Source organism: Pseudomonas mosselii (assembly GCF_003205295.1).
Lineage (GTDB): Bacteria > Pseudomonadota > Gammaproteobacteria > Pseudomonadales > Pseudomonadaceae > Aquipseudomonas > Aquipseudomonas mosselii_B.
In genome coordinates this window covers 277,340-288,496 of record NZ_QJRP01000004.1, presented here as the reverse complement: position 1 = coordinate 288,496, position 11,157 = coordinate 277,340, and the positions used below count along the sequence as shown (strand labels likewise).

General features: G+C 64.6%; 9 protein-coding genes. 8 read left to right on the top strand and 1 reads right to left on the bottom strand.

The genetic code is table 11. From position 1 onward, the window contains the following. The first annotated feature begins 345 nt into the window (after positions 1 to 345). From DMX06_RS06190 to DMX06_RS06160, 7 genes are all read left to right on the top strand, one after another. Entirely contained in the window at positions 346 to 1,683 is a 1,338-nt protein-coding gene (locus tag DMX06_RS06190; protein ID WP_110735609.1) for a TolC family outer membrane protein, read from the top strand. Between the two features lie 45 nt (positions 1,684 to 1,728). Beyond that, entirely contained in the window at positions 1,729 to 3,885 is a 2,157-nt protein-coding gene (locus tag DMX06_RS06185; RefSeq protein ID WP_110735607.1) for a type I secretion system permease/ATPase, read from the top strand. Beyond that, a complete protein-coding gene (locus DMX06_RS06180; RefSeq protein ID WP_110735604.1) occupies positions 3,875 to 5,251 on the top strand; it encodes an HlyD family type I secretion periplasmic adaptor subunit in 1,377 nt (458 codons plus the stop codon). The genes DMX06_RS06185 and DMX06_RS06180 overlap by 11 nt, the downstream gene beginning before the upstream one ends. A gap of 341 nt (positions 5,252 to 5,592) precedes the next feature. Further along, entirely contained in the window at positions 5,593 to 6,492 is a 900-nt protein-coding gene (locus tag DMX06_RS06175) for a TauD/TfdA dioxygenase family protein (protein ID WP_110735602.1), read from the top strand. A gap of 18 nt (positions 6,493 to 6,510) precedes the next feature. Continuing rightward, on the top strand, positions 6,511 to 7,530 hold the full coding sequence (locus DMX06_RS06170) for an ABC transporter substrate-binding protein (RefSeq protein WP_110735600.1): 1,020 nt from the start codon (positions 6,511 to 6,513) through the stop codon (positions 7,528 to 7,530). Positions 7,531 to 7,536: 6 nt separating this feature from the next. Then, positions 7,537 to 8,400 (top strand): ABC transporter ATP-binding protein, encoded by an 864-nt coding sequence (locus DMX06_RS06165; RefSeq protein WP_110735598.1) that lies wholly within the window; start codon positions 7,537 to 7,539, stop codon positions 8,398 to 8,400. A gap of 13 nt (positions 8,401 to 8,413) precedes the next feature. Next, positions 8,414 to 9,277: an ABC transporter permease gene (locus DMX06_RS06160; RefSeq protein WP_110735596.1), complete on the top strand. Its 864-nt coding sequence runs from the start codon at positions 8,414 to 8,416 to the stop codon at positions 9,275 to 9,277. A gap of 104 nt (positions 9,278 to 9,381) precedes the next feature. Here DMX06_RS06160 and DMX06_RS06155 read toward each other — a convergent pair whose 3' ends face one another. After that, positions 9,382 to 9,939 carry a WYL domain-containing protein gene (locus DMX06_RS06155; protein ID WP_110735594.1) on the bottom strand — a complete coding sequence of 186 codons (558 nt, stop codon included), beginning with the start codon at positions 9,937 to 9,939 and terminating at the stop codon, positions 9,382 to 9,384. A 206-nt stretch (positions 9,940 to 10,145) separates the two neighbouring features. Between DMX06_RS06155 and DMX06_RS06150 the strand changes: the two genes are divergently transcribed. Further along, positions 10,146 to 10,958, top strand: coding sequence for a tetratricopeptide repeat protein (locus tag DMX06_RS06150; protein ID WP_110735592.1), 813 nt, complete (start codon positions 10,146 to 10,148; stop codon positions 10,956 to 10,958). Positions 10,959 to 11,157: the final 199 nt, after the last annotated feature.

Here is an 11,157-nt window from a genome sequence, read left to right as displayed (position 1 = left end):
TCTCCGGGCTACCTGTTCAGTTGGCTTCCATGCCTGGCCGGCGTTCGAGGGCGGCGACTGATGGAATGTTTCAAATAATGTTTTTGACGCTGATTTGCGTCAATTTTACGTCTATAATTTCTGGCTATTAAGTTTATGCCAAACTATTGACCTTCTGGCTGCCATCCTAAACAATCGCCAAGGTAATGTCACATTGATATTTGGCCAGCTAAGCCCTTTCTTTTGTATTAATCGCACTGCCTATTCGGAAGCTTCCTACATACAGGATCAGGGTTTGCCATTTTCCAGGGCAGGCACGGCTTCGGCTGTGATTTGGGACAACAGCTCTCTCGGGAACCAGTAAAAATGCGTGCGTCACTGTTCACCGCTCTTCCTTTCGCTCTCGCCGCCACATTCGTTCAAGCACAAACCTTGCCCGAAGCCATGCAGAAGGCCCTCGAGGTCCATCCGGAGATCCAGGCCGGGGTGAACGCCCGTACAGCTGCGGATTATCAACTGCGCGCCGCCCAGGGCGGCTATTTGCCGCGGGTCGACGTGACCGCCGGCTACGGCCGTGAAGGCACCGACAGCCCGAGCACCCGCAACCGCTGGGAGACCCTGAACCGTGGTGAGTCGGCCATCCGCCTGCGGCAGATGGTCTTCGACGGCTTCGCCACCTCCAGCGAGGTCGGTCGTCAGCAGGCCACCGTCAACGCCCGCGCCTACTCCCTGCTGGGGACCTCCGAGCGCACCGCCCTGACCGTCGCCCAGGTCTACCTGGACGTGCTGTCGCGCCGCGAGATGGTGCGCCTGGCCGAAGACAACCTGCGCAACCACGAGCGCATCCTCGACCAGATCAAGCTGCGCACCAGCCGCGGCGTAGGCCGCCTGGCCGACCTTGACCAGGCCGAGGCGCGCCTGGCCCAGGCCCGCAACAACCTGATCACCGAGCAGACCAACCTAGCCGACGCCAACACCAACTACCTGAGCGTCGTCGGCCAAATGCCCGACGAGTTAAGCACGCCCGCGCCATTTGTCGACCTGCTGCCGGCCACTCTCGACGAGGCCCGCCACCAGCTGGTCGAGGAAAGCCCGATCCTGCGTTCGGCCGAGTCGGACATCGCCGCCGCCGAGAAGCAATACGAAGCGGCAAAGTCTACGTTCTATCCGCGATTCGATGCCGAACTCGGACGAACGGCCGACAACAACCTCGACGGTGCCGTCGGCCACAACAACGAATGGCAGGCCATGCTGCGCATGAACTTCAACCTGTACGCCGGTGGCAGCAACAAGGCCGACCTGGAATCGAAGTCGTACCTGGCCAACCAGGCCCTGGACATTCGCAACAACGCCTTGCGCCAGCTCAATGAGGAGTTAGGCTTGGCATGGAATGCTCTGGAGAACGCCAACGCCCAGGTGCCGATCGCCCAGCAGTACGTCGATCACAGCAACCGCGTGCGCAGCGCCTACCAGCAGCAGTTCGGCCTGGGCGAGCGAACCCTGCTCGACCTGCTCGACAGCGAGAATGAAACCTTCACCGCCCAGCGTCGTCTGGTAGAGGTGAAGAACACACAAATGTTTACTCAGTATCGAATCAAGGCGACCATTGGTCAGCTGCTCAAGAGCCAGGGTGTCGTAGCACCGATGGCGTCCGTTGTGCAGAACGACCTGAAACCCAAGGTGAACCTGCCAGGCATGAACTGAAAGGCGCACCTTGAATCACCCCCGCAAGGATGAAGAGAGCGCCGCGTGGAATCCGAAGTCAGTCGAGTCCAACTCAGCCACGATCCACGCAGTCAGCATGACGACCCGCTGCTGGACAGTCTGCTGACCCTGTGTGTCCTGCACCAGAAACCCGCCAGCCGGGCCATGCTGACCACCGGGCTACCCTTGCCCTCGCAGCGTCTGACCCCCGAGCTGCTGCCGCGCGCAGCCGCCCGGGCCGGGCTGCAGGGGCGCCTGCTGCAGCGCAAGCTCGAGCAGATCCCCAGCATCGCCATGCCGGCGATGCTCTTGCTCAAGGAAGGTCGCTGTGCGGTCCTGCTCGGCTGGGAGAACGAGGACACCGCGCGCCTGCTGCTCAGCGAGAGCGACGGCGGCGAGGTGCATGTCACCCGTGAAGCGTTGCAGGGCGACTACAGCGGCAAGGTGTTCTTCGCCCAGCCGCAGCACAAGTTCGACGTCAACCACGGCAACCTGATCCCGCGCGCGCGCTCGTGGTTCCGCGACACCCTGCTGCGCAGCAAATGGCTGTACATCGATGCCATCGCCGCCAGCCTGGTGATCAACCTGATTGCCCTGGCCGCGCCGCTGTTCGTGATGAACGTGTACGACCGCGTTGTGCCCAACCAGGCCACCTCGACCCTGTGGGTGCTGGCGGTCGGCATCGCCGGCGCCTATGTCTTCGACCTGATCCTCAAGGGTTTGCGCAGCCTGTGCCTGGACCTGGCCGGCAAGAAGACCGACCTGATCATCTCGGCGACGCTGTTCGAGCGCATCGTCGGCATGGCCATGAAGTACCGCCCGGCGCGGGTCGGCAGCTTCGCCCAGAATATCCACGAGTTCCAGGGCCTGCGCGACTTCCTCGCCTCGCTGACCCTGACCAGCCTGATCGACCTGCCGTTCACGTTGCTGATCCTCATGGTCATCGCCATCATCGGTGGGCACCTGGTGTGGATTCCGATCCTGGCCTTCCCGTTGGCACTGGGCATTGGCTACGCCCTGCAGAAGCCGCTGATGGCGACCATGGAACGCACCATGGCCCTGGCCTCCGAGCGCCAGTCGAGCCTGATCGAGACCCTCGCCGGGCTGGATGCGGTCAAGGTCAACAACGCCGAGAGCGAGCGCCAGTACATGTGGGAGCAGACCCTCGGCACCCTGAGCCGCCTGGAGCTGCGGGTGAAGGTGCTGTCGGGCCTGGCCATGAACATCACCGCGCTGATCCAGCAACTGGCCGGCGTGGCGATGATCTGCGTGGGCGTGTACCTGATCATCGACGGCAACCTCAGTATGGGCGGCCTGGTGGCCTGCTACATGCTCAGCGGTCGCGCCCTTGGCCCGCTGGGCTCGCTGAACGGCCTGCTGGCCCGCTACCAGCAAGCCAAGGTGACCATGGTCGCCACCGACCAGATGATGGAGCTGCCCCAAGAGCGCAACTTCGAGGAGCGCCCGCTGAGCCGCCAGGTGCTGCAGGGCGCCATCGAGTTCCGTGGCGTCGAGTTCACCTACCCGAACCAGCAGAACCAGGCGCTCAAGGGCATCAACCTGAACATCCGTCCGGGCGAGAAGGTCGGCATCATCGGCCGCAGCGGCTCGGGCAAGAGCTCCCTGGCCAAGCTGATCGTCGGCCTGTACGAACCGGACAACGGCTCGCTGCTGGTCGATGGCGTGGACATCCGCCAGATCGACGTCAGCGAACTGCGCCACAACATCGGCTACGTGCCTCAGGACATCCAGCTGCTGGCCGGCACCCTGCGCGACAACCTGGTCAGCGGTGCCCGCTACATCGAGGACGAGCTGATCCTCCAGGCCGCGGAACTGGCCGGTGTGCATGAGTTCGCCCGGCTGCACCCGGACGGCTACGAGCTGCAGGTCGGCGAGCGTGGCCAGAACCTCTCCGGCGGCCAGCGGCAGAACGTCGCCCTGGGCCGGGCACTGCTGCTCAACCCGCAGATCCTGCTGCTCGATGAACCCACCAGCGCCATGGACAACACGGGCGAGGAGCGTCTCAAGCAGCGCCTGGCCGCAGTCATCGAAGGCAAGACCGTGTTGCTGGTCACCCACCGCGCTTCGTTGTTGTCGCTGGTGGACCGGTTGATCGTCATCGATCGTGGACAGATCGTCGCGGATGGCCCGAAAGCCGCCGTCATGGATGCGCTGAAGAAGGGGCAGATCAGTGTTGCATAAGCTGGATATCGGGCGTTTCAAGGACAACCTGCGCCGCTACTTCAAGGGTTCCGAGTCGCTGGCCGGCCAGCCGCTGCCCGAGGTCAACAAGGCACTGATCGAGGACGCGCCGCGTGTGGTGCGCCTGACCATCTGGGGCGTGATCGCGTTCTTCCTGTTCCTGATCGTCTGGGCCAGCGTCGCGCCCATCGACGAGGTGACGCGCGGGGAGGGCAAGGCCATCCCGTCGTCCAAGGTGCAGAAGATCCAGAACCTCGAGGGCGGCATCGTCGCCGAGATCTTCGCCAAGGAAGGGGAGATCGTCGAGGTCGGTCAACCGCTACTGCGCCTGGACGAAACCCGCTTCGCCTCCAACGTCGACGAGACCGAGGCCTCGCGTCTGGCCATGGCCCTGCGCGTTCAGCGCCTGACGGCCGAGGTCGAGGACAAGCCGCTGCAGATCGACGAAGAGCTGCGCAAGGCTGCGCCGAGCCAGGCCGCCAACGAGCAATCGCTGTACCAGAGCCGTCGCCAGCAGTTGCAGGACGAGATCGGCGGCCTGCAACAGCAGCTGGTGCAGAAGCAGCAGGAGCTGCGCGAGTTCAACTCCAAGCGCGCCCAGTACGCCAACAGCCTGCAGCTGCTGCGCCAGGAAATCGCGATGTCCGAGCCGCTGGTGGCCCAGGGCGCGATCTCCCAGGTCGAGGTGTTGCGCCTGCGCCGCGCCGAGGTCGAGAACCGTGGCCAGATGGATTCCACCGCCCTGGCCATCCCCCGTGCCGAGGCGGCGATCAAGGAAGTCGAGAGCAAGATCGAGGAGACCCGCGGCAAGTTCCGCAGCGAGGCGCTGACCCAGCTCAACGAGGCCCGCACCGAGCTGAACAAGGCCACCGCCACCAGCAAGGCGCTGGATGACCGCGTGCACCGCACCATGGTCATCTCGCCGGTGCGCGGCATCGTCAAGCAGCTGCTGGTCAACACCATTGGCGGGGTGATCCAGCCGGGCAGCGACATCATCGAGATCGTGCCGTTGGACGACACGCTGGTGGTCGAGGCGAAGATCCTGCCCAAGGACATCGCCTTCCTGCACCCGGGCCAGGAAGCCACGGTCAAGTTCACCGCCTATGACTACACCATCTACGGCGGCATGAAGGCCAAGCTCGAGCAGATCGGCGCCGACACCATCACCGACGAAGACAAGAAGACCACCTACTACCTGATCAAGCTGCGCACCGAGAAGAGTCACCTGGGCACGGAGGAGAAGCCGTTGCTGATCATCCCGGGGATGGTGGCCACGGTGGATATCATGACCGGCAAGAAGACCATCATGAGCTACCTGCTCAAGCCGATTATCAAGGCGCGCAGCGAGGCGCTGCGCGAGCGCTGATCGCTCTTGTGGGAGCGGCCTTGCCGAGGCGTCGGACCGGTCGGAAAGGGCTGCAACGCAGCCCCAGGATCTGCGTCGAGACAGAGATTGCCGGGGCCGCTATGCGGCCCTTTCACGACGCAAGGCCGCTCCTACAGGTGAGCGTATGGCCTGAGAAGCAACCCCTTCATATGGATATGCCGTAACGGTATTTAAAATCCTGTTCTTATGACTTTATAGTCACTCCCACTGCGTACCCGCCGACCAATCGGCGCGCCGCACGACTCGAACCCACACGGGCAATCCCCGTGCGTTTCCGATCGTTGCGCGCCCTGAAGTCGCGCACTGCGTGGGAGTGAACAATGCCAGCCGTCTCGAACGCCTTGTCGACCATCGACAGCGCCCTGCCGCAAACCTTCGACATCCGCCCGTTCCCCGGCGCCGTCGGCGCCGAGATCGTCGGCCTCGACCTGGCCCGTGCGGTCAACGCCGAGGATTTCACCCGAATCCACCGCGCCCACCTGGACCATCACGTCCTGGTGTTTCGCGACCAGCGCATCACCCCCGAACAGCAGATCGCCTTCAGCCGCCGTTTCGGCGAGCTGCAGATCCATGTGCTCAAGCAGTTCCTGCTTGCCGGCCATCCCGAGATCCTGATCGTGTCCAATATCGTGGAGGACGGCCGCAACGTCGGCCTGGGCGATGCCGGCAAGTTCTGGCACTCGGACCTGTCTTACAAGGAACTGCCGAGCCTGGGTTCGATGCTGCACGCCCAGGAACTGCCCAGCGAGGGTGGCGATACCCTGTTCGCCGACATGCACAAGGCCTGGGACGCGGTGCCCGAGGCCCTGCGCCGGGTCGTCGAGGGCCGCAGCGCCGCCCACTCCTACACAGCCCGTTACGCCGAGACCAAATTCGAAGGCAACTGGCGCCCGACGCTCACCGCCGAGCAACTGGCCCAGGTCCAGGAGGTCATCCACCCGGTGGTGCGTACCCACCCGGAAAACGGCCGCAAGGCGCTGTTCGTCAGCGAGGGCTTCACCACCCGCATCGTCGGCCTGCCGGATGACGAAAGCCGCGACGTGCTGCAACAGCTGTACGCCCTGAGCGTGCTCGAGCAGAACATCTACCGCCATCAATGGCAGCCCCACGACCTGGTGTTCTGGGACAACCGGTCGCTGATCCACCTGGCCACCGGTTGCCCCGCGCACCTGCGCCGCAAGCTGTATCGCACCACTATCCAGGGCGATGCCCCGTTCTGACGACTGAGGAAACATACCATGCGCAAATCCATCAGCCGCCTGGCGGCAAGTATCGGCCTGGGCGCCAGCTTGGGTCTAGGCAGCCTGGCGGCGCCCACCGTGGCCCACGCCGAAGGGCAGATCCGCATCGCCGAGCAGTTCGGCATCGTCTACCTGCTGCTCAACGTGGTCCGTGACCAGCAACTGATCGAGAAGCACGGCAAGGAGCAGGGCCTCGACATCAAGGTCGACTGGGCCCAGCTGTCCGGTGGCGCGGCGATCAACGACGCCTTGCTGTCCGGCTCGGTGGACATAGCCGGTGCCGGCGTCGGGCCGCTGCTCACCGTGTGGGATAGAACCCGCGGCCGGCAGAACGTCAAGGCCGTGGCCTCGCTGGGCAACTTCCCGTACTACCTGGTCAGCAGCAACCCCAACGTGAAGACCATCGCCGATATCTCCGACAAGGACCGTATCGCCGTCCCGGCGGTGGGTGTGTCGGTACAGTCGCGCTTCCTGCAATATGCCGCCGCCCGGCAGTGGGGCGACAAGGAATACAACCGCCTCGACAAGTACACCCTGGCCGTGCCGCACCCCGATGCCACCGCAGCCTTGCTGGCCGGTGGCACCGAGCTCAACGGGCACTTCTCCAACCCGCCGTTCCAGGACCAGGTGCTGGCCAACAAGAACGTGCACGTGGTGCTCAACAGCTACGACCTGCTCGGCCCCAACTCACCGACCCTGCTGTTCGCCACCGAGAAGTTCCGCAAGGACAACCCCAAGACCTACAAGGCCTTCGTCGACGCCCTGGCTGAAGCCGCCGACTATGCCCAGAAGGACAAGGCCGCCGCCGCCGACACCTACATCCGAGTGACCAAGGCCAAGATCGACCGCGAGGCGCTGATCAAGCTGATCGACAACCCGCAGTACGAATTCACCGTCACCCCGAAGAACACCTACAAGCTGGCCGAATTTCTCTACCGGGTCGGTGCGATCAAGAACAAGCCCGAATCGTGGAAGGACTACTTCTTCCAGGATGAACGCCCGCTGCAGGGGAGCTGAGCGCCGATGACCGCCCCATTGCCAGGCCACACGGCCAGCAACCTGAGCCGTGTCGCCACCCCACCGCTGCTGGCGGTGGACAACCTGAGCCTTGAATACCGCACCGCCCAGCGCGTGGTGCGGGCCACCCACCAGGTCAGCTTCGAGGTCGACCGCGCCGACCGTTTCGTCCTGCTCGGCCCGTCCGGTTGCGGCAAGTCCACCTTGCTCAAGGCCGTGGCCGGCTTCATCGAACCCCGGGAAGGGCAGATCCTGCTCCAGGGCCAGCCGGTGCGCGGCCCAGGGCCGGACCGTATCGTGGTGTTCCAGGAGTTTGATCAACTGCCGCCGTGGAAGACGGTGAAGCAGAACGTGATGTTCCCGCTGCTGGTGTCCGGCCAGCTCAAGCGCACCGAGGCCGAGGAGCGGGCGCTGCACTACCTGGAGAAGGTCGGCCTGGCCGCCTTCGCCGATGCCTACCCGCATACCCTGTCCGGTGGCATGAAGGCCCGCGTGGCCATCGCCCGGGCACTGGCCACGCAACCGAAGATCCTGCTGATGGACGAGCCGTTCGCCGCCCTCGATGCCCTGACCCGGCGCAAGATGCAGGAAGAGCTGTTGCTGCTGTGGGAGGAGGTGCGCTTTACCCTGCTGTTCGTCACCCACTCCATCGAAGAGGCGCTGGTGGTGGGCAATCGTATCCTGCTGCTGTCGCCGCACCCCGGGCGGGTGCGGGCCGAGGTGCACAGCCACCAGTACGATCTCGGCAGCCTCGGCGCCAGCGACTTCCAGGCCAGTGCCCGACGTATCCACCGGCTGCTGTTCGACGAGGCCGATGCCTCGGCACCAGCGGACGATCTGGGCTTCAACGATATCCGTATCGCCTACTGACGGGAGCCAGGGCATGACGACGACACCTGTACGCCAGGAATACGAAGTGCAGCTGCAACCCTTGCCGGGTGTGCCGCTGGAGCGCGAGTTGCCGACGGTGCAACGCTTGTGGCAACAGGGCTGGCTGCGCAAGGCCGTGATCCTGGTATTGCTCGCGGTGGTTTGGGAGGCAGTGGCCCGTTACACCGGCAACGATCTGCTGCTGCCGAGCTTCCTGCAGACCGCCAGCGCGTTGTGGGACGGGTTGCTCAGCGGCGAGCTGCCGGCCAAGGTCGGCGTATCGCTGGTGGTGCTGCTCAAAGGCTATGTGCTGGGTATCGTCCTGGCCTTCGGCCTGACCAGCCTGGCCGTCTCGACGCAGCTGGGGCGCGACCTGCTGGGCACGTTGACCTCGATGTTCAACCCGCTGCCGGCCATCGCCCTGCTGCCGCTGGCACTGCTCTGGTTCGGCCTGGGCGACAACAGCCTGATCTTCGTGCTGGTGCACTCGGTGCTGTGGGCGCTGGCGCTGAACACCTACGCGGGTTTCCTCGGCGTGTCCGAGACCCTGCGCATGGCCGGGCGCAACTATGGGCTGCGCGGCCTGCGCCTGGTGCTGCACATCCTGGTGCCGGCGGCCCTGCCGTCGATCCTGTCGGGGCTGAAGATCGGCTGGGCCTTCGCCTGGCGCACGCTGATCGCCGCCGAGCTGGTGTTCGGTGCCAGCAGCGGCAAGGGCGGACTGGGCTGGTACATCTTCCAGAACCGCAACGAGCTGTACACCGACAAGGTGTTTGCCGGGTTGGCGGTGGTGATCCTGATTGGCCTGCTGGTGGAGGGGCTGGTGTTCAACACCCTGGAGCGGCTGACCGTGCGGCGCTGGGGCATGCAGCGCTAGATTCGTGCTGCCGGTGTTGCCTTCTTCGCGGGTAAACCCGCTCCCACAGGTTATGCATGGACCCTGTGGGAGCGGGTTTACCCGCGAAGAACATCACGCAAAACTCAATCCCGATATTGCGCCGCCGCACTGGCCAATGTCCGCGCTATCTCCTCGCGCAACGCCTGCGGCGCTTCCACCACCAGCCCTTGCCCCTGGCTCAGCAACCACAACCGCAGGGGCCAGCCATCCGCCACCGTCGCCCGCAGCCGGTGCCCCTGCTCCAGGGCGGTCAGTTGCATGTCGGCGGTCAACGGCGCCTCACGCAGTCGGCGAGCGAGCAAATCGCTGATCCACGCCTGCAGTTCGACCCCTTCACCTTGCCCGGGCTGCAGCATGTCGCCGCGCAGGTAGCCCTGCAGGTCGAAGTTTCCGCGCAATTCGCCACCGGCATTGGCCGACCAGTGCCAGCCGAACGGGATGCTCTTGTCGTTGCGCTCCAGCGGGAAGATCAGCGACAGCTCGTTGAGATCGCGCTCGACCGTGCGCTTGCTGACGGTGAAACCCACGTCACGCAGGCGCCACACCAGTTCGGCACTGGTGATCCCGGGGGAGCGGCTGGGCAACTGGCGGAGCAGGGCCCATTGGCGGCTGAGGGTGGCGCGGGTGGTGGCGAACGGCAAAAGGAAACGTCCTTGTCTAGGCTTGCCGGCATAGGATGGCGGCACGGGTAGGGCATGGCAATTGGCCACAGCGTGCTCAGATCAAGGAAGATGCATTTGGTTGCCTGGGATCAATTCGTTCGCGACAGGTTTTGTCGTGGCATCGCGCAGAATCACGCCTCACCACAGTGGAGGTTGGAGCTGTGGGTCGTTCAATGAGGATGAACATGTCTGCCGCCAGCAATATCCATTCGCTGCTCGCCCGGCTTCTCCCCGAGCGGATCGTCCCGGCCCCGGCACGCCCCGGGCAGCGCCACAGGCTGTTCGCCGGGGTCGGCATGCCCAGCCAGCAGGCCCTGAGCGGCGAGCGCTTCGGCCTGGCCGATCGGCTGGACGAGTCGGTCGACCTGCAGGCGGTCTACCACGACCTGTGCCGCCAGGCATTGCTGGGCAATGTCGCGGCGCTCAATGACCTGGGCTGGATCTGGCTCAATGGCAAGTACTGGCGCGGTGATACCGTGCTGGCCGGGCACCTGCTGCGCATGGCCGCGCTGCAGGGCAATGCCGCGGCCTGGTTCAACCTTGGGCAGCAGCATTACTTCGGCAAGGGTGTCGATGTCTCCTACGCCAACGCGGCCGAATACTACCGTCATGCCTTCGAACGGGGCATGGTGCATGCCGCCGCCGCGCTGGGCGACCTGTACGAGGAAGAGGTGTGCGAGGGCGACCAGGTGTGGCAGGTCGATCCGCTCGAGGCCTACCAGTGGTTCCTGCGCGGTGCTCAGCGCGGAGAGACGCGCTGCCGCTTCGAGGTGGGCTACCGGTTGTTGCATGGGCTGTATGTCGAGGCGGACACCAAGGCCGGGCTGTATTGGCTGGAGCTGGCGGCGGCGACCGGGGTGATGCAGGCGGCCGAGGAGCTGGCGGTGCATTTCAGCAGCCGCGACGCGGCGCGCTACCTGGGCTGGCGTGACCAGGCGATCCAGATGGGCAGCACCCTGGCGCTGACCATGAAGCTGGAAGATCAGATCCAGCCGTGAGGCAATGTTCAGCGCGATCCCTGTAGGAGCGGCCTTGTGTCGCGAAAGGGCTGCGTAGCAGCCCCAGGATTTCAGCGTTGATGCGAAGATCGCTGGGGCCGCTTTGCGCCCCTTTCGCGACACAAGGCCGCTCCTACAGGGATCGCGTTATCCGGCCGGATAGCGGATAGATGAACAACCTTTCATCTACTCCCTCCGT

What these genes read in the sequence shown, in the direction of transcription:
- DMX06_RS06190 (WP_110735609.1), top strand. Translation starts at nt 346, where the DNA reads ATGCGTGCGTCACTGTTCACCGCTCTTCCTTTCGCTCTCGCCGCCACA.
- DMX06_RS06175 (WP_110735602.1), top strand. Translation starts at nt 5,593, where the DNA reads ATGCCAGCCGTCTCGAACGCCTTGTCGACCATCGACAGCGCCCTGCCG.
- DMX06_RS06170 (WP_110735600.1), top strand. Translation starts at nt 6,511, where the DNA reads ATGCGCAAATCCATCAGCCGCCTGGCGGCAAGTATCGGCCTGGGCGCC.
- DMX06_RS06165 (WP_110735598.1), top strand. Translation starts at nt 7,537, where the DNA reads ATGACCGCCCCATTGCCAGGCCACACGGCCAGCAACCTGAGCCGTGTC.
- DMX06_RS06160 (WP_110735596.1), top strand. Translation starts at nt 8,414, where the DNA reads ATGACGACGACACCTGTACGCCAGGAATACGAAGTGCAGCTGCAACCC.
- DMX06_RS06150 (WP_110735592.1), top strand. Translation starts at nt 10,146, where the DNA reads ATGTCTGCCGCCAGCAATATCCATTCGCTGCTCGCCCGGCTTCTCCCC.